Consider the following 17,650-nt stretch of genomic DNA (forward strand, 5'->3'; position numbering starts at 1 on the left):
CCTAAGCCTTCACCGCCTCGTATTGGTAGGTCGTGCGCACGTTGTAATGGAAGTCGTTTCCGAGGTCCAGCGCCTCGAAGTGCTTCTTGGCGCAGCCGATCTTGATCTTCTCCGCGTCGCGCAGGGCGGGCTCGCCGTTCTTGCCGCCCTTGGTCTCGGTCACGAAGTACACGCGGCGCTCGCCGTCGGCCTCCTCGACGTACGCCCAGTCGGGGTTGTAACTGCCGAGCGGCGTGTCGATCTTGAACGCCGAGGGCAATTTCGCGAACACGAGAACCTCCTCCTGCTTGTCTAGAGCCTCGGCAAAGGAGCGCTCGACCCCCGCCGAGTCGTAGACCACGTAGTTGTACAGGCTCTTGCTCGTCATGTCCGGCTTCCACGCGTTCTGCCCAAGGTAGGCCGTGTAGTCGTCAAGCTCGAGGTCGCGCATGGTGTACCACTCGTCCTCGGGAAGGCGCACGTACTTGATGCCCTGGGCGATGAGGTCGTTCTTCACGCGGTTGATCTTGTCGCCGACCTGCGCGAGGAAGGTCGCGGGGTCGATCTCGAACTCGTCGAGGCGGCTGCAGCCCTCGAGGATCGCCTTGATGGTGCCGCGGGTGAGCCCGACGGCGTCCTGCAGCTCTGCGATCGGGTCGGGAAGGTCGTATTTCACCTTTCCCGAAACGGACACCACGGAGGTGCCCGTGCCCTCGGCGCTCACGCCCGCGTCGTCGATGCCCAGCGAGGCACGCTCGCTCGTCACCTGGGGCGGGCGCACGGCGAGCATGCCGTCGACAGCTTCGATGGCATGTTCGATGAGCTTGCCGGAGTCGACCTCGACCTGGAAGCGCGTGCGCTGGCGGATGCGGTCCCACAGGGCCTGGAACGCAGGGTCGAGCGTGACGTCCTTCTGCAGCTCGACCGAGACCTCCTTGGCCTTGTCACGGATCTGGACCCTCTGGGACTTGTGGATGATGATCGCCTCGACCTGCTCCTTGGCAGGCTCGAGCTCGGCGGGGAGCTCGACCTTGCCCTCCTCGGCGGCCGCCTTCAGCTCGGGCGTCACCGCGCCCTTGTCGTCGACCATGCCGGTCGCGACGAGGTGGTCGTAGACCTGCTTGGACTTCTCGTAGCCCAGGCGCTCCTCGACGCCATCATCGCCCTTGACCGTGACCTTCGTGAAGCTCTCCGGAGTGATGACGCCGAACTTGAAGTCCTCAGCCTCAAGCTCCTTCTGCAGGCCGTTGGCGAAGTCGTCGTAGCTCTCGTTCGCGATGACGGTGAGCACGTTCGCCTCTGGGTCGTACAGGCGCTCGCCATCCTGGTTCACGCACAGGCGCAGACCGCGGCCGATCTTCTGGCGCTTGGTCAGGTTGTCCTTTGTCTCGACGAGCGTGCAGATCTGGAACACGTTGGGGTTGTCCCAGCCCTCCTTGAGCGCGGAGTGGCTGAAGACGAAAGAGACGTCCTTGTCCGCGTCCTTGCCGTCCGGGAAGGAGATGAGCGTCTCCTTCTTCTGCATGATGAGCTCGAAGGCCCCGGCGTCGTCGGCGGTGCCGGCGGCTCCCTTGGAGTCCTTGAACTTGCCCTTCTTGTCCTTGGCGAAGTATCCCTGGTGCACGGCGTGGGGGTCGCGCACCAGCGGGGCGCCGACGGCTTCGTAGCACTCGAGCCACGTGCCCTTGCCGATCCCCGCCGCCTTTGCGATGCGACGAGGCGCCTTCGAGTTCAGGGCACCTGCGTACTCCTCCTCAAACATCAGGGCGTACAGGCCGCCGTGGACTTCGGGCTCGTAGACGCGGTATCGGTCGACGCGGTCGATGAAGAAGAGCGAGAGCACCTTCACGCCGCGCGGCCACAGCTCGAACTGGCGGGCCAGGTGGTCCTCGATGGTGCGGCGGATCTGCGCGCGCTTGACGACCTCCTCGTTGACGTCGCCCAGCGCCTCGCCGAGCTCGAGCACCTCGCCGTTCTGGAACTCTATGAACTCGTCGCCCACTGCGGCGCCGATGTTGTTGACCACCCAGCCGCTCTCGTAGTCGCTGTTCTCGCCGCTCTTCTGGTAGAGGTCGTTGCCGGTCTTCACCGTGACGGCCTTGCGCTTCTGCGTGCCGTCGGCCTGGCGCACGTCGATGGACACCTTGGCGGAGAACGGGTCGGACTTGACGGACTCGAGCCTCACGTACGCGCCGTTGAGGTTCGCCTCGGCCTTGATCGAGTCCACGCAGATGCCCTTCACCAGGTGGCGCTCGAAGGCGTCGACCGGCGTGAGGCGGTAGATCATGTTGTAGGCCTGCTTGTGCGTGGCCGAGTAGCGCAGCACGAACAGCGGGTTCAGGCTCTTGATGGCGGCCTTGGCCTGCTTGGTGTTGTCGACGCTCTGGGGCTCGTCGATGATGACGACGGGCTTGCAGGCGCTCACGAGCTCGCGAGGGCTGAAGCCGCCGGTGAGCTTCTCGCTGGGACGGTGGAAGAGGTTGCCCTCCTTCGCGGTGCCATCCTTCTCGAGGCCCTTGTTGAACGCGTCGATGTTGATGACCATGACCTGGATGGAGCTCGACGTGGCGAAGTTACCCACCGGCCCCATGTCCTTCGAGTCGTACACGAAGTAGTCGAGCGGCGTGCGGTCGTAGAGCGTCTCGAAGTGCCTGCGGGTGGTCTGGAGGCTCTTGAGGACGCCCTCGCGGATGGCCACGCTCGGCACGACGATAACGAACTTGGTGATGCCGTAGCGGCGGTTTAGCTCGTAGATGGAGCGGATGTAGACGTAGGTCTTGCCGGTGCCGGTCTCCATCTCGACGGTGAAGTCTCGCAGGCGCCCATCGGTGAGGACGTCGGTTGCCGGGAGGCAGCCCTCCTCCTGCACGGCGTGCAGGTTGTCGAGGAGCTGGCCCGGCGCCACGCGAAGCTCGTTGCCGTGGCCGACCATGAGCTCGCCGATTGCCGTCTGGCCTTTGCGGCCGGAATCGGCGGAGAATACGCTGCCAATAAATTGTTGTCCGCGGAACAGGTCGCAGGTTGCTTCGATGGCCTCCAGCTGGTGCTGCTGGTCGGATGAGAACTTGAACTCGAGCGCCGCCATGCTAGACCGTCCTCAATTCGATCTCACAGCCCATGCGCTCGCCGGCGTGCTTGAAGATCTGCACGGCGTTGAGCTTGAGGGTGTCGTCGAGGACGGAGTCGAGGATGAGAACGCGCCTGGGCTCCATGTCGGCGATGGCCTCGAGCGCCTCGATGGCGAGGCCTCGGGACATGCAGCAGACGAGCTCGTCGCAAGCGACGGACCAGATGGGATAGCCCGCGGCTTCAGACTTCTCGACGGGCAGCGTGAGCTCGAGGCCCCATTTGAGCATCATCTCGAAGACGATATCCATATCGGAGCGATCGGGCTTGACCACGTCGAAGAGGAGCTGACCGGGCTCGGGCTTCTCAATGCCGGACTCATCGAGCTCGAACACACGGAAGCCGATGTCGGGAAGCTGCTTGGGTTCCTCGCCAAGCTTGAGTTGACGGTTGGATTCCTCGAGCTCGGTTTTGATTTTGTCGCCTGCGCGGCGAATGCGTCCTTCGCCTATGTCGCAGAGAGTCTCATACCCGTCCTTGTAGGCGTCGCGTTTCGGGTCACAAGGCTCTGGAAGCTGGACAAGGATAAACTGATAGCGATCATCTTTTCCAAGCTCCTGCAGGAACATGGCATGGGCAGTCGATGCTGAGCCTGAGAAAAAATCAAGCACAATATCACCCGTGCTTAGATGCTCATGTACGGTAAGGAAGCAAGCAACCGAAAACAAGAGATAGACCGCCAGCACTACACTATTCCGAACCAAAGACCAAAAGATAAGCATTGTGGGAAAATCTAAACTTTTGGATTTTCCTACAATGCCAACTACGGCGGAATCCCTCCCACTCCTTATATCTTTCTGTATACATTGAATTTGTATTTAGTAAAATGCAGACAACACCACGGATCGGCTTTTGGTTGGACAATTCCAACCAAACACCACAGCAGACAGCAGAAAACATTCTGAACGCTAGGAAGCCGGTATGATTGTTACATATAAGGGGAAGAAAAATTTCTTTTAGGTACTTGCTTTCCTAAAACTGATGTGATACAATGATTTAATCCAGAAAAGGAGTAAAAAATATGCGGCAAGGTATTCTTAAATAAAATTTGATAATGGGCGCAAAAATGATTGCCCCTTGCAGGGGCTTAGTTTTTGTACCCAATTTAAGAATACTTTTGCCTTTTTAGTAAATATCGTGACGGACAGCGGCTCATGTAAGCCGTCATACTTCTGTTTGTCCGAAGTCATGATCCCCAGCGGTAAAAGTATTAGCCGCTGGGGATTTTTGCGCCCATTTGGGCCTTGTATGGAGGATAGACATGAACATTATCAATATCGGGATTCTTGCCCATGTAGACGCTGGAAAGACAACCTTGACGGAGAGCCTGCTATATGCCAGCGGAGCCATTTCAGAACCGGGGAGCGTCGAAAAAGGGACAACGAGGACGGACACCATGCTTTTGGAGCGGCAGCGTGGGATTACCATTCAAGCGGCAGTCACTTCCTTCCAGTGGCACAGATGTAAAGTCAACATTGTGGATACGCCCGGCCACATGGATTTTTTGGCGGAGGTGTACCGCTCTTTGGCTGTTTTAGATGGGGCTATCTTGGTGATCTCCGCTAAAGATGGTGTGCAGGCCCAGACCCGTATTCTGTTCCATGCCCTGCGGAAAATGGACATTCCCACCGTTATCTTTATCAATAAGATCGACCAGGCTGGCGTTGATTTGCAGGGCGTGTATCAGTCTGTTCGGGATAAGCTCTCCGCCGATATTATCATCAAGCAGACGGTGTCGCTGTCCCCGGAAATAGTCCTGGAGGAAAATACCGACATAGAAGCATGGGATGCGGTCATCGAAAATAACGATGAATTATTGGAAAAGTATATCGCAGGAGAACCAATCAGCCGGGAAGAACTTGCGCAGGAGGAACAGCGGCGGGTTCAAGACGCCTCCCTGTTCCCGGTCTATCATGGCAGCGCCAAAAAGGGCCTTGGCATTCAACCGTTGATGGATGCGGTGACAGGGCTGTTCCAACCGATTGGGGAACAGGGGAGCGACGCCCTATGCGGCAGCGTTTTCAAGGTGGAGTATACAGATTGTGGCCAGCGGCTCATCTATTTGCGGCTATACAGCGGAACGCTGCGCCTGCGGGATACGGTGGCTCTGGCCGGGAGAGAAAAGCTGAAAATCACAGAGATGCGTATTCCATCCAAAGGGGAAATTGTTCGGACAGACACCGCTTATCCGGGTGAAATTGTTATCCTTCCCAGCGACAGCGTGAGGTTAAACGATGTATTAGGGGACCCAACCCGGCTCCCTCGTAAAAGGTGGCGTGAGGACCCCCTCCCCATGCTGCGGACGTCGATTGCGCCGAAAACGGCAGCGCAAAGAGAACGGCTGCTGGACGCTCTTACGCAACTTGCGGATACTGACCCGCTTTTGCGCTGCGAGGTGGATTCCATCACCCATGAGATCATTCTTTCTTTTTTGGGCCGGGTGCAGTTGGAGGTTGTTTCCGCTTTGCTGTCGGAAAAATACAAGCTTGAAACAGTGGTAAAGGAACCCACCGTCATTTATATGGAGCGGCCGCTCAAAGCAGCCAGCCACACCATCCATATCGAGGTGCCGCCCAACCCGTTTTGGGCATCCATCGGACTGTCTGTTACACCACTCCCGCTTGGCTCCGGTGTACAATACGAGAGCCGGGTTTCGCTGGGATACTTGAACCAGAGTTTTCAAAACGCTGTCAGGGATGGTATCCGTTACGGGCTGGAGCAGGGCTTGTTCGGCTGGAACGTAACGGACTGTAAGATTTGCTTTGAATACGGGCTTTATTACAGTCCGGTCAGCACGCCGGCGGACTTCCGCTCATTGGCCCCGATTGTATTGGAACAGGCATTGAAGGAATCAGGGACGCAACTGCTGGAACCTCATCTCTCCTTCACCCTCTATGCGCCCCGGGAATATCTTTCCAGGGCTTATCATGATGCACCGAAATACTGTGCCACCATCGAAACGGTCCAGGTAAAAAAGGATGAAGTTGTCTTTACTGGCGAGATTCCCGCCCGCTGTATACAGGCATACCGTACTGATCTGGCCTTTTACACCAACGGGCAGAGCGTATGCCTTACAGAACTGAAAGGGTATCAGGCCGCTGTCGGCAAGCCAGTCATCCAGCCCCGCCGTCCAAACAGCCGCCTGGACAAGGTGCGCCATATGTTTCAGAAGGTAATGTAAAGATACCTACCGTCAACGCCGAGAAATTTATGGGCATTGTCCGCAAGCACCTTGCCTTTGAAGAACTGACCCCCACTCTCTTGCGGGAAATGATCGAGAAAATTGTGGTGCATGAGTGCAGCTATGATGAGAACGGCACCCGCAGGCAGGACATTGAGATTTATTACAGCTTTGTCGGCAAGATTGACTTGCCCGAATAACCGCCCGACCTATCCGACACAATGGCCAAGTGTCGGATAGGAACGGCAAAATTTTTTGCACTTCTATTGCTTCTTTATCACACATAAGCAAACGGACGTGTCGCGCAGCACCGTAGCCGTTCCGCGCAACGAAAAGCCTCACCGCCAGCGATCTCGTGCGCACATCGGCCGCAAGCGGCACGGGAGAGGCCGTCCCGATTAGGGTAGCGGCGCCGCGACTCGGAAACGCGCCTCCGTCCTCCACGCGACGTCCCGACGTAACCCTCGCGAGCGCCCCGGCAACCGCCGACGGGCCGCATCCCATGCCCGGAGGGTCTCGGCGCCCATGGCCGGTTCCATGCCGCACGCCTCCGCCCCTCCGACCCGAAACTCGCCCCGGCGCTCCTTGGACGCGCAGGGTCGCACGCCGGCAGGCGGCCCGCAAGGGCCGCGACACTTTTTCGGGTTCTTCGCCCCATGCGCTGCGCGCGCGAACAACGCGAAAAACTGACGTCGGGAGATTTCTATAACCACGCCCGACTTCGCTTCCTCCCTTGCAGGCACGCCCGCGCTGCATGCGACTCACGCGGCGCAAGGCACGCCACAGGGGCGGGCCTCAGAGTCTAAGGAGCAAGGCATGAACGACATGAAGGAAAAGGCGATGGGCGCGGTCAGGGCCTTCCTCGAGCGCAAGGGCTACGAGATCGTCGACGAGGCCTGGCAGGGGCCCGAGGGCATCGGCGGGATCGACCTCGTGGCGGTGGACGAGGACGGGACCCTGGTCTTCGTCGACGCCACGGTCCGGATCGGAACGGACGGCTTCCCCGAGGCCCACAGGGCGCGCGGGCTGCGCGAGGCGCTGGCGGCGACGTGGCTCGCGGGGAACAGCGACGACTACGCAGACACCCCGGTCCGCTTCGACGAGGTGGCGATGATGGTCGTCAAGGAGAACCGAGCGCTCCTTCGCCACCACATCAACTGCTTCGGCGAGATGGAGCCGCTCTCCTAGGCGGCGCGCCCGGCCCCGGGCTCCCGGGGCCGGACTTCCCCGAAATCCGACCCTGTACCACGAAAACGTACATATACGTACGTTTTCGTGGTACACTCCGCTTGTCGGACAAATTCGTACGGTTTTGTCCCGACGCTCCGAGACTCGGGGCGCGCCGGACCGGATGCGGCGAGGCGCGCCCCACGCTAGAGAGGACGCGACCCATGCGCACGATAGCCATTTCCAACTACAAGGGAGGCGTCGGCAAGACGACGACCGCCGTCAACCTGGCGGCCATCTTCGCCGCCCGGGGCCTTCGGACCCTGCTCGTCGACCTCGACCCGCAGGCGTCGGCCACCGACTTCTTCGGCCTCTACGACCGCGCCGCCTCCGAGCGGCGCACCTCGGTCGAGCTGCTCTACGGCGGCGCGCCCGTGGAGGAGATCGCCTACGCCGCCGGGGAGGGCCTCGACGTGGTGGCCTCGACCATCGACCTCGTCGACCAGAACGAGATGCTCCTGCGCGAGCAGCGCCTCAAGTTCGCCCTCGACGACGCCTCGGGCTCCTACGACGTCTGCCTCATCGACTGCAGCCCCGTGATGCGCAGGCTTGCCTTCAACGCCTACCTCGCCGCAGCGGAGGGCGGCATGGTCGTCATCCCCGTGAAGCTCGACTCCACCGTGATGCGCGGCACGGCGCTCACCGTGGAGGCGACGCGCTCCATTTCAGACGCCCTGCGCATGCCCACGCCCAGATGGAAGATACTGCGCACCTGCGTGCCCGGCCGCATGACCAACGCCGAGGCCACGGGCGCGGCCGTGCTCGACGGGTTCTTCCCGGGCGAGCAGTTCGAGACGGTCATACACGCGAGCAGCAAGGTCTGCGAGGGCAGCTGGCAGTGGAAGCCGGTGGCGGCCTTCGAGCCGGGGAGCCGCCCCGCGCGCGACTACGAGGCTCTCGCCGACGAGGTGTCCCGTGAGCTCGCCTAGCCAGGTGGCCGCGGGCTTCACCATCACGGGGCTTCTCGACGGCGCGTCGCGCACCCGCGGGCGCTACCCGGTGTCCGAGATAGCGGTGGCCGACATCGCCGACCACCCGGCGAACGCCGCGTACTCCATGGACCCGGCCGGCATAGCCGAGCTCGCCGAGTCCATACGCGAGGACGGCCTCACCGACCTGCCGCTGGTGCGCAAGGTCGGCGACGGCTCGTGGCAGATGGTCTCCGGGCACCGCCGCAAGGCCGCCTACGCGCTGCTCGCCAAGGACGACCCCGCCTACGAGAGGATGCCCTGCCGCGTGATAGAGGGCATCGACGACGAGCGGGCGGTGACGCTGCTCCACGCCGCGAACTACTTCACCCGCGCGCTCACCGTGACCGAGCGCGCCGCAGCGACCGAGGCGCTCAGGGGCGACGCCGTGCGCCTGCGCTCCGAGGACCCGTCGCTTTCCGGCATGCGCGTCGACGACGTGAAGGCCGCCATCATCGAGCGGCAGACGGGCCGCAAGGTCTCCGGCAAGACCATCGCGCGCGAGGAGAGGCTGGCCCGCCGCATCGCCGAGGACCTCTCGCCCGAGTGGGCCGCCGAGGCCGACCGCGGCAACCTCAGCGCCGAGGCGGTGCGCTCGCTCGCGGGCATGCCGAAGGAGCGCCAGGCGGAGATGCACGCCGCCATGGAGCCCTGGCGGCGCACCAAGCGGGAGCTCTCCGACTACGTGAGGAGCGAGAGCGAAACGCAGGCCGGCCCCGACGGGCGCATCGCGAAGGCCGCGAGGCTCGTCGCCGACTTCCTGGAGAGCCCGCCCGAGAGCCCGAGCGCGGCCGACCTCTCGCTGCTGCGCGAGATGGCGCTCATGACCGCCCCGTACGCGGATGCGGGCAGCGATGCCCGAAAGCGCCGCAGAAGGGCCTCAGGTTCGAAATCCAGCAAGTAGCCTATGGCGTCCGACATCGCGTCGGGCGTCCATAGCACTTGGGGAACGGGCGGCTTCGGACCCGTCATGCCGCGGGCCGTTTGGGAGCCCGCTTTCGCGAGGCCCGGTCCCAGAGGCGGCGCCCGGGCCGGGCCACCGCCTGCGGGGGATCCCCCGCGCCCCTAGAGAGACGCGCCCGCCGCGCGGCGGGCCCGAGGAAAGGAATCCGCCATGGAAGAGGAAGCCGGCGCCGCCAAAGGCAAGGAGCGCCGCGTCACGTTCCGCATGGAGGGAGGCGACTACGACGCGCTCTGCGAGCGGTGCGAGCGCGCCGGCCTCAGCAAGTCAGAGTACCTGCGCTACCTCGTTCGCATACCGCTGTCGACGGAGGCCAACGCTGGAGACGAGCACCGCATACTCGTGGACCGCAGGGCCCTTTGGTCGATGTCTCGGGAGCTCACGAAGTGGGGCTACCACTACAACCAGGCAGTGCACGCGATGAACCTCATCAACTTCCACGCCCGCCACGGGCACGTCGACCGGGACCTCGTCGCGGAGAGCATCCCGACGATCGAGCGAGAGCTCGCCGACGTGAACGGCGCGGCCCGCGAGATGGCGGCGGAGCTCGGTCGCATCGGTGCCGACTCGCTCGTGGAGGGCTCGCCATGCCGATCCTGAAGCCGATAAGCGGCCACGGCTCGACGGGTGGCATCCGCCGCTACCTCGAGAAGGGAGGCCGCGCCCTGGCGCGCGACCTGTTCAACCTGAGCTACGACGAGCGCGATGCCGGCGCACTGGGAAACGAGGCCAAGGAGGCCTGCGCCTGGGACGCCGAGATGGACGCCACGCGCGCCGCCTTCGGCACGGACGCCCCCTGGAGGGGAAAGCCCGCGCGGACGTTCAAGCACTTCGTGCTCTCGCCGGACCCCGGCGACGATATCGACCTGGCGGCGCTGCGCGAGCTCGCGTGCTCGTGGGCTCTCAAGCACTTCGGCGACCACGAGATCGCCATCGTGTACCACGACGACAACGCCCGCGGCATACCGCACGCGCACATCGTCGTGAATAACGCCAACCTCCGCACCGGCTACCGCATGCAGACCCAGCACCCCGAGGACCTCAACCGAGACCTGCAGGACATGGCGCGCGAGCGCGGGCTGTCGGGGCTCTCCAACGACCGAGCTCCCGAATCGCCGTCGAAGGCGCGCGGGCGGGCAGGTGCGGGCGGGCCCAGGAGCCGCAGGAGCGTCTACCTGGGCCGGGCCGAGAAGGAGATCATGCGCTCGGGCGGCTACTCGTGGGTCGGCGACATCCGCGCCCGCGTCGCGCTCGCCAAGACCACGGCGCGCGACGAGGCGGAGTTCCTCGGCGTCCTCGACGCCCTGGGCGTGCACGTCGCCGACAACTCGGCCAAGGCGCGGCGGGACGACTGGGTGTTCAGCCTGGCCGAGGAGCCGTCCAAGAAGGTCAGCGGCGAGCGCCTGGGGTTCGTCTACGGCAAGGAGATGCTCCGCCGGCGGTTCGAGCGCGGGGGCGCCTACCGTCCCACGGACGCGAGCGCCGCGCGCATCCGCGAGGCCGCCGAGCGAGCCCTCGAGCTCAACGACCTCTCGGAGCTGAGCAGGCTCTCCTCGGCGCTCGAGACCTGCGCGAAGTTCGACGTCGAGTCCATCGAGGAGTTCGGTCTCAGGATGGCGACGCTCGAGCGTCGCGGCCAGGCGGGCGGCGAGGGCTACCGTCGACTCGAGGCGGCGCGCGACTACATGGCGATGAACGAGCTCATGCCGCTCAAAACCCGCTACGGGGACGATCGCGGGCGCGGTGCTGCCGAAGGAAGCTCGCGCGACGGGCGCCGCGAGGACGAGCAACAGCGCATCCTCGCCGTCGAACGCCAGCGGGCCCAGCAGGAGCATCGCAGGGAAAGGGGCCGGAGATGATGGTGAGGATAGAGTACGAGGGCGGCAGGACGACGCTGTTCGACACGCTCTCGTTCACGGAGGGCTCGCCGTTCTCCGGCGCGAACATGCTCACGGAGTTCGAGCTCGAGATGAGGGATGAGCCCGAGAAGGGGCTCTGGCTCACGGCGAACTGGCACCAGGTGCGCGACGACTGGCGCGCCGACGCGCCCGCGGACGGCATACCGGCCGCGCGCAGGTCCCGCGGCTGGCGCTTCATGCTGGCCTCGGAGGCCGAGCTCGGGCGCGCCCGGCGCGTCCTGCTCGACGGCGACGAGGCGTTCGCCCGTGTGCGGGGATACCTGTGCGACGCGGCCGCGATCGGCGCCTGCTACCGCGAGCACGTGGGCCCTCCCTCAAAACCGCTGAAGTCGCAGATAAGGGACCTGCAGCGCGCTCTGGGGAGGGCGGAGGTCCCGGGCGTGCCCGACGAGCTGGCGAGGCTACTCGCGGAAGAGAAGGAAGAGGGCGCCGACGAGGGCGCCCGCAAGGTCAAGGAAGATTGGGGTGACGTCGATGAAGAGGCTTGGTAGGTTCCTCATGGCAGCACTTAAGGTCACGCTGGGCTTTTTCGTCTGGCTGTTCCGCGCCGTGTTCAAGTGGGTGATGTAGTAAGAGGCGGGCAATTGCCCGCCTCTTTGTCTTTCCTAATCTGTCTGATCGTCGATGAGCCAGCAGTCGGTCCCATCAGTGAGCAGCGTCCTGGCTGACCGGGATACCGCCGCGATGCGTTGGATTTTGCCTTTTCGATCTTCGGCCTCGGACCTCAGCTTCGACTCTCCGGAGCGTAGGCTCGCGCGCATCTCAACCTTAGCTTCGAGGAGTTGCTCTTTTGCAGCGGCTCTGGGGGTCTGAGAGATTAGCCTCTTGAGGGCGTTTCCCTGGGCTCCGCGAGGAAGCGCGATGGGCGTCCCTTTCATGCCCCCGATCTTCATCTCCATGAGCGCTGCGAGGACCTGCCTCTTTTTCAGAAAGCCCTGAGATTTGTCCAGGATCCGCTGTTCTTCGATGAGGGCGCTGCGGTCGTCCATGCTGCCGTCGTAGTACATGCGCGTCATGGCGAGCGCCGACAGGGCCTGGAGGCACCCCCCTCGAGGCCTTTTGTCTCCATTCTGGGAATATATCCTGCTCATTTAGGGTTATTCGCGCTGAAAGATTTTGACTAGCTTGGTGTCCTTTATTTCGTAAATAATGTCTGCGACGTTCTCGACCAGCCTCTTATCGTGGGAGACGAACACTATCGTTCCGGCATAGGCGCTCATCATCTGCTCGAGGGCTTCGGCGCTCTTGATGTCCAGGTAATTTCCAGGCTCGTCCATGAGCAAGATGTTGTATCTGCCCAGCAGCATCTTCGCGAGTAGCAGCTTGATGACTTCGCCTCCCGAGAGAACGCCAACGTCCTTTGTCAGGTCGCGCGGTCCGATTCCCATAGAGGCGAGGATGCCTCGAATTTCGGTCATGCTGTACTCGCAACCATTCTGCATGAACGAGATCACAGACTGGCGGGCGTCGAACTTGTAACCTGTCTGTTCGAAGTAGCCGATCTCTGCTTTGGGAGAGATGTTGATACCGTCGGCGCGTCGAACGATTGCCTTCAGCAGGCTGGTCTTTCCTGTGCCGTTGCCACCGGTGATGGCCACTTTGGCACCGAGCGGTATCTCGAATTTCGCGTGGTCATAGAGCACGCAGTTGCCGAAGCTCAAGCTGAAATCATCTGCCGAGATGGGAAATTTGCTGTGCAGTTCCAGGGCCTTGCTCTGGCGGAAGCGCACGGCGCGAATGCTATCTGGGGCCTCGATCCCTTCGAGCGCTTCGAGGCGCTTCTCCATGTTCTTAGCTGCCTGATGCATTTTCTTCTGCTTGGTGCCGGTTGTTTTCTGATGCCCCAAGCGACCTGCATACTCGTTGCTTTTTTTCGCACCCTTCCGCTTGGCGTCGACCTGCCGTGCTTTTTTCCGCTGTTTTTCGATGGCGGCTTCGAGGCGATCGCGCTCGCGCATCGCCTCTTCGTATCGAGTCGCCTGAGCTTTGCGCTCTTCTTCTTTCTGTCGCAGATAGTCGGAGTAGTCACCCCAGAATTCGGAAATACCGCCGTCTTTGAGCTCCCAGATCTTGTCTACCACCTGGTCGAGAAAATGACGGTCATGGCTCACGATGAGCAGGGCCCCATCAAATGCCTTGAGTTGTCCGACGAGAAGGCGGATGCCGTCTTGGTCGAGGTGGCTCGTAGGTTCGTCGGCGAAGATCGCGCTTGCATGCTGGGAGAGCGCAGAGGCAATCTTGGCGCGTGTTTCCTCCCCGCCGCTCATCGTCTCCTGCGCCACTTCGGCGACGTTGAGACGGGAGAGCATCTCGCCGTTGTCCTGAGCCGCATCAAGGTCGAGTTCGTCGAGCTGGCCGATGAGGGCAATGCTGCCGAAGCGCCTGACGTCGGCGTCCGCAATGGTTAGATTGCCGCTCAGGATTTTTAGCAGGCTGGTTTTGCCTGCACCGTTGTCTCCTACCAAGCCGATGCGATCGTAGGGGTAGATTTCCAATTCTTCGATGTCCAGAATATCGCGGCCGGCATATTCCAAAAAGATGTCTTTAGCTTTGACTATGAGTTCCATAAGTTGAACCACCTTTTGTGTATTGTCGTTTTCTGGAAGCGCAGCCATGCCAATAAAGAATCGTTCACGTCGATTTTTCGCCTTTGCCCGATTGCCGGCGTGAGCGTTTTGGCCTTGCGCAAGCCGGCAAATCCGAAAATGATAGTTGGCGGCGAATAAGGAGCGCGATGTGGGATGTCGGCGCAATACCTCGTCGTCGCAAGGGCTTGAAGGCTGACGCGCGAACCGATGGCTGCCGCCTCTTTTTTCGAATGCTTGGGCTATTGAATCCGCCCGGTATCTCTTTTCCCCACGTTTCGGACGCTCGGAGCAAGCAGCATAGCCATCGCAAGCAGTACCATGGTCGCTCCAGAGCCGACGAACCATAACGGAGCTCCGAGCAGGTCCGCAAAAACGGAGGGGGCTGCGAGGCCCATGGGCATGGCCCACGCCATAATGGTTCCGTAGAGGCCGAAAACGCGGCCTAGGTACTCAGGAGGTATCTGCTCCTGCATAAGGGCAGTCTGGGTTCCCGCGTACAGCGGGGAGCATGCGCCCATAAGAAAGCTCGCCGGCAGGAAAGCGGCGAACAGCGACGGGCCGAGCGATCCGGATGCGATTGCGACGACGCCGAAGCCGGCGATCGCGGCGACCATGGTGAGCGACCTATTGCGGAACCCTCCCGTGGCCGCCAAGATGCCGGACCCAGCCAGCATGCCTGCGGAGAAAAGGACCTCCGCCAAAGCGGCATCCCCCGTGCTACCGCCAAAATGTCCCAAGGTCATTATTGGGAACAATGCCGCGAGCGGAGAGAACGCGAAAGCGAAGACGAACCCGCACCAAAGAAGGGCGAACAGCCCCCTGTATCCCCTGATCAGCTTGTAGCCGTCCGAAATCTCAGAGAAGAGCTCTCGAACCTTATTGGAAAAGGACGAGCTGCGGTCGGCTTCGTCGAGTCCTCCTGCGTCTATCTGAGCGGCGAGGACGGCTAGAGAAGCGAAAAGCGCCCCCAGCACGTCGAGGGCAATCATGGCGGTAATGCCCGCCACGGGATAAATCACTGCCGCGAGCGCGGCGCCAAGAATGTATCCGCCGGACTGAATCGCCTGAGTCACCCCCGATAGGCGAACGAGATGCTCTGGCGGGGCGAGATGGGGCGTGAGGGATTGGGAGGCCGGCGTGTAGAACGAAGTGCCAGCTGCGCGGAGAAACAGGGCGATGAGAATTAGCCACGCAGGTAAGCTGCCGGCCAACGAGGCAATCGCCAAGGCGGCGCCCACCGCGGCAACGAAGAGGTCGGCGCCGATGAGGACACGTTTCAAAGGCAGTCTGTCGACAACGGCGCCCGCAAGGACTCCGAACAAAGCAATCGGCAGAAAGCCTGCCAGCGATGCCAGGGAGAGGAGGGAAGATGATCCTGTCGTGAGGGCGATATGCCAAATGAGACCCATTTGGAGAATCGAGCTCGTCAATGTCGACACGAGCTCCCCGCCCCATACGAAACAAAGCTTGAATTGCCATGAATGGCACAGCGAAACAGACCTGCGCCGAGAGGTTTCAAACATCATGGTTATGTCCAATCGTGGAATGGCGTGCAAAACAGCGCGACGCCATAACAGCGCCGCTTTTTAGGCGCTCATCCACGTGCGGAAAAGACCAACCACGACACCCCTCCTTTGTTAATTCGGTCTGGCAAACCATGTAATATTAACGAGGCTTGAGTTTGCCTGTCAAGAATCGACCATCGGAAAGGGCAATCCTCTCTGGCCATTCGATTCCTTTTGTATCTATGGCTGCATTTACGTTATGTGGTTATTTATTTCGTTAGAATTCCCAAGCAAAACGCTTTTATGCACCATGTCTGCGCAAGCGAGAAAAGCCATTTCTAAGCCTCGGTCCACGAAAATGTCAACTTGGCTTTTCATCGAGCCGATACTTCCAACACCGCTGAAAACGAACCAAACGCGTAGCTCTTGCGTGTCCGCAACTCGCACCATCAAAGTATGCAAGCATCCTGATGAGCAGGATAGCCTCTGATCGTCTGTATCTCAATTCGGAACAAAGATCCTGGGAAAAAGGGGATGCGGCGCCGAACGCGAACAATGTGTGTACGCTGTCGGGAAATGAGGCGCGCGCCGAGAAACCGGTGGTCCATACTCCACGCCGCACCCCCAACTGAGCCTCGTAGGATTGGACCTCTTTAAGCAACGGTTCGAGGTCCTTTTCGCGCTCGGCGGCGTCCCTGGCCTTGTCTTCGATGCCGGCGAGTTGCTCGGTAATCCAATCGATTACCTGACCGACGTCGTTGTACCTGCCCTCGATCTCGTTTCTTGCCGCCTGTCGTGCCTCGGCGGGCTTTTGGAGGTAATCGTCATGAAGGGCTGCGTAGGTCCTAGCGATGTCCAGGGCGTTTTTGACCTTCGCCCTCTGGTCGCCGGCGATCATGGAGGCGATCGATTCCAGCTTGGCGTCGATGCACTGGAGGCTGTCGCTGATTTCGGTCATGTACGCCTGACCGACAACCATCGCCGCTGCGGCAAGGCCGACGCTGGCGATCTGTGCGGGGCTGACCCCAGCGGCTTTGAGGGAGACGTCGCCGCTCAGGCGACCTTTCGGGTCTCGGACGAGGGCCCTTACCGCTTCCGGATCCTTCTTCGAGGCGACGAGGTCCTTAAGGCTGTAGCCTTCGGGAACCTCGACTTTGTAGAGCTGTTTTCCTCGACGAGGTCTATGACGTCCGAGGCGAGGCCTAGAATGGCGTCCGCCCGCTCTCCGATGCCGACGTTGTTCTCTTTGCCCGCATCGGCGTTCGCGACGAGCCTGATGTTCTCCAAGTCCTCGACAGGAACGACCTCGACGCTGATTGGCGCAAGTTCTTTGTCGCTCATGCTCTTAGCGCCTATCTCGCCTCATCGGAACGCGCCAGGACGTCCCATTTGTTGTACGAGCCCTCGGCCTGAAGATCCCTGACGAGGGCCTCATAGCGGGTCTCGAGGTCTTTCTCCTCACACGGGAAGAGCAGAATCATCATTGGTCTTTTGAACTTGAAGTTAGCGTAGACGTCGATGTTGCCGAAACCGCAAAGCTGGGTGTAGATACTGAAGCCCATGGATTTGCCGCAACCGACATAGACGTCCTCGTAGGCGGAAGGATCTTTCTCTCGTGCCGATTTCATCGTGGCGATGGCGTAGCAGCCAGCGATTGCCATGTACCCATCGTTGAGGTCGGCTTCGCTGGAGACGTTGTTCTCGAAGTTCTCGAAGAACTCTTTTGCGGAGATCGGCGGAAGCGATTTTGCCACAGCCTTCTTGCGGGCTGCCTCGAGTGACTTTCGCCGCTCCTTCTTGTCTTTGATTGCCTGGCTCTTTGAAAGGAATGAGTCCCTGGCTCCTCCCAGGCTATCTACCGCCTGCTTCCCCCTCTGCTGCGTCCAGTCGATCAGAGTAGGCCCGTATTTGTTCACAGCGGGTTCAACGAAAGGCCGAACGTCCTTTCCTATGTCGATAGCCCTTTTGACGTCTTGCAGCTTTATCTTTCCCAATTGCGCGCCTCTGTTCACGGACACCGGGAGCTCATCGAGCAGCTTTCGGCGGTGTCTTGTTTTCATCAAGTGCGTAAAATATCTCACCATATGCAAGACCCCTTGCCGAGATATAGCGGCAAGGGGTCGAAGGGCCATATTCGGTTTTAGTTTCGATTTGCAATTCCTAGTCCCGGTCGTCGTCGCCGGCTGCGCAGCAGGC

16 protein-coding genes are annotated in these 17,650 nt (G+C 61.2%); 8 read left to right on the forward strand and 8 right to left on the reverse strand.

Annotated features, from left to right (window positions below):
• Position 1: 1 nt before the first annotated feature.
• Together CSV91_RS09805 and CSV91_RS09810 are read right to left on the reverse strand one after the other, a co-directional pair.
• A complete protein-coding gene (locus tag CSV91_RS09805) occupies positions 2-3,064 on the reverse strand; it encodes a type III restriction-modification system endonuclease (protein WP_033499421.1) in 3,063 nt (1,020 codons plus the stop codon).
• 1 nt (position 3,065) lies between these two features.
• Positions 3,066-3,716 (reverse strand): hypothetical protein, encoded by a 651-nt coding sequence (locus CSV91_RS09810; RefSeq protein ID WP_197736872.1) that lies wholly within the window; start codon positions 3,714-3,716, stop codon positions 3,066-3,068.
• Between the two features lie 650 nt (positions 3,717-4,366).
• Between CSV91_RS09810 and tet(W) the strand changes: the two genes are divergently transcribed.
• From tet(W) to CSV91_RS09855, 8 genes are all read left to right on the forward strand, one after another.
• A complete protein-coding gene (gene tet(W), locus CSV91_RS09820; RefSeq protein WP_099432720.1) occupies positions 4,367-6,286 on the forward strand; it encodes a tetracycline resistance ribosomal protection protein Tet(W) in 1,920 nt (639 codons plus the stop codon).
• Positions 6,172-6,486, forward strand: a complete 315-nt coding sequence (locus CSV91_RS10300; RefSeq protein WP_430393067.1) for a DUF4368 domain-containing protein — start codon at positions 6,172-6,174, stop codon at positions 6,484-6,486. Before tet(W) ends, CSV91_RS10300 begins: the two co-directional genes overlap by 115 nt.
• Before the next feature lie 616 nt (positions 6,487-7,102).
• On the forward strand, positions 7,103-7,474 hold the full coding sequence (locus CSV91_RS09830; protein ID WP_015540326.1) for a YraN family protein: 372 nt from the start codon (positions 7,103-7,105) through the stop codon (positions 7,472-7,474).
• A gap of 203 nt (positions 7,475-7,677) precedes the next feature.
• Positions 7,678-8,442 (forward strand): ParA family protein, encoded by a 765-nt coding sequence (locus tag CSV91_RS09835; protein ID WP_099432721.1) that lies wholly within the window; start codon positions 7,678-7,680, stop codon positions 8,440-8,442.
• Entirely contained in the window at positions 8,429-9,385 is a 957-nt protein-coding gene (locus tag CSV91_RS09840; protein WP_042433197.1) for a ParB/RepB/Spo0J family partition protein, read from the forward strand. The genes CSV91_RS09835 and CSV91_RS09840 overlap by 14 nt, the downstream gene beginning before the upstream one ends.
• A 210-nt stretch (positions 9,386-9,595) precedes the next feature.
• Complete coding sequence (locus CSV91_RS09845) at positions 9,596-10,042, forward strand: CopG family transcriptional regulator (protein ID WP_042433194.1); 447 nt, start codon at positions 9,596-9,598, stop codon at positions 10,040-10,042.
• Positions 10,030-11,301, forward strand: coding sequence for a relaxase/mobilization nuclease domain-containing protein (locus tag CSV91_RS09850; protein WP_042433191.1), 1,272 nt, complete (start codon positions 10,030-10,032; stop codon positions 11,299-11,301). Before CSV91_RS09845 ends, CSV91_RS09850 begins: the two co-directional genes overlap by 13 nt.
• Positions 11,298-11,852: a hypothetical protein gene (locus CSV91_RS09855; protein ID WP_099432722.1), complete on the forward strand. Its 555-nt coding sequence runs from the start codon at positions 11,298-11,300 to the stop codon at positions 11,850-11,852. Before CSV91_RS09850 ends, CSV91_RS09855 begins: the two co-directional genes overlap by 4 nt.
• Positions 11,853-11,966: 114 nt before the next feature.
• Here the strand turns inward: CSV91_RS09855 and CSV91_RS09860 are convergent, their stop codons facing one another.
• The 6 genes from CSV91_RS09860 to CSV91_RS09880 form a co-directional block, all read right to left on the reverse strand.
• Positions 11,967-12,377 carry a hypothetical protein gene (locus tag CSV91_RS09860; protein WP_197736873.1) on the reverse strand — a complete coding sequence of 137 codons (411 nt, stop codon included), beginning with the start codon at positions 12,375-12,377 and terminating at the stop codon, positions 11,967-11,969.
• A gap of 81 nt (positions 12,378-12,458) precedes the next feature.
• Positions 12,459-13,928, reverse strand: a complete 1,470-nt coding sequence (gene abc-f, locus CSV91_RS09865) for a ribosomal protection-like ABC-F family protein (protein WP_099432723.1) — start codon at positions 13,926-13,928, stop codon at positions 12,459-12,461.
• Between the two features lie 260 nt (positions 13,929-14,188).
• Positions 14,189-15,475: an MFS transporter gene (locus CSV91_RS09870; RefSeq protein ID WP_099432724.1), complete on the reverse strand. Its 1,287-nt coding sequence runs from the start codon at positions 15,473-15,475 to the stop codon at positions 14,189-14,191.
• Positions 15,476-15,815: 340 nt separating this feature from the next.
• Positions 15,816-16,412, reverse strand: a complete 597-nt coding sequence (locus CSV91_RS10115) for a hypothetical protein (RefSeq protein WP_197736874.1) — start codon at positions 16,410-16,412, stop codon at positions 15,816-15,818.
• A 128-nt stretch (positions 16,413-16,540) separates the two neighbouring features.
• A complete protein-coding gene (locus CSV91_RS10120; RefSeq protein WP_197736875.1) occupies positions 16,541-16,795 on the reverse strand; it encodes a hypothetical protein in 255 nt (84 codons plus the stop codon).
• 11 nt (positions 16,796-16,806) lie between these two features.
• Positions 16,807-17,538 (reverse strand): hypothetical protein, encoded by a 732-nt coding sequence (locus tag CSV91_RS09880; RefSeq protein WP_197736876.1) that lies wholly within the window; start codon positions 17,536-17,538, stop codon positions 16,807-16,809.
• Positions 17,539-17,650: the final 112 nt, after the last annotated feature.

It is taken from the genome of Collinsella aerofaciens, from assembly GCF_002736145.1.
GTDB lineage: Bacteria > Actinomycetota > Coriobacteriia > Coriobacteriales > Coriobacteriaceae > Collinsella > Collinsella aerofaciens_A.

Bases quoted from the DNA above. Each gene is read 5' to 3' on its own strand.
- CSV91_RS09880 (WP_197736876.1), bottom strand. From the start codon at position 17,538: ATGGTGAGATATTTTACGCACTTGATGAAAACAAGACACCGCCGAAAG.
- CSV91_RS09870 (WP_099432724.1), bottom strand. From the start codon at position 15,475: ATGATGTTTGAAACCTCTCGGCGCAGGTCTGTTTCGCTGTGCCATTCA.
- CSV91_RS10115 (WP_197736874.1), bottom strand. From the start codon at position 16,412: ATGACCGAAATCAGCGACAGCCTCCAGTGCATCGACGCCAAGCTGGAA.
- CSV91_RS09835 (WP_099432721.1), top strand. From the start codon at position 7,678: ATGCGCACGATAGCCATTTCCAACTACAAGGGAGGCGTCGGCAAGACG.
- CSV91_RS09855 (WP_099432722.1), top strand. From the start codon at position 11,298: ATGATGGTGAGGATAGAGTACGAGGGCGGCAGGACGACGCTGTTCGAC.
- CSV91_RS09850 (WP_042433191.1), top strand. From the start codon at position 10,030: ATGCCGATCCTGAAGCCGATAAGCGGCCACGGCTCGACGGGTGGCATC.
- abc-f (WP_099432723.1), bottom strand. From the start codon at position 13,928: ATGGAACTCATAGTCAAAGCTAAAGACATCTTTTTGGAATATGCCGGC.
- CSV91_RS09845 (WP_042433194.1), top strand. From the start codon at position 9,596: ATGGAAGAGGAAGCCGGCGCCGCCAAAGGCAAGGAGCGCCGCGTCACG.
- CSV91_RS10300 (WP_430393067.1), top strand. From the start codon at position 6,172: ATGCCTTACAGAACTGAAAGGGTATCAGGCCGCTGTCGGCAAGCCAGT.
- CSV91_RS10120 (WP_197736875.1), bottom strand. From the start codon at position 16,795: ATGAGCGACAAAGAACTTGCGCCAATCAGCGTCGAGGTCGTTCCTGTC.
- CSV91_RS09830 (WP_015540326.1), top strand. From the start codon at position 7,103: ATGAACGACATGAAGGAAAAGGCGATGGGCGCGGTCAGGGCCTTCCTC.
- CSV91_RS09805 (WP_033499421.1), bottom strand. From the start codon at position 3,064: ATGGCGGCGCTCGAGTTCAAGTTCTCATCCGACCAGCAGCACCAGCTG.
- CSV91_RS09860 (WP_197736873.1), bottom strand. From the start codon at position 12,377: ATGACGCGCATGTACTACGACGGCAGCATGGACGACCGCAGCGCCCTC.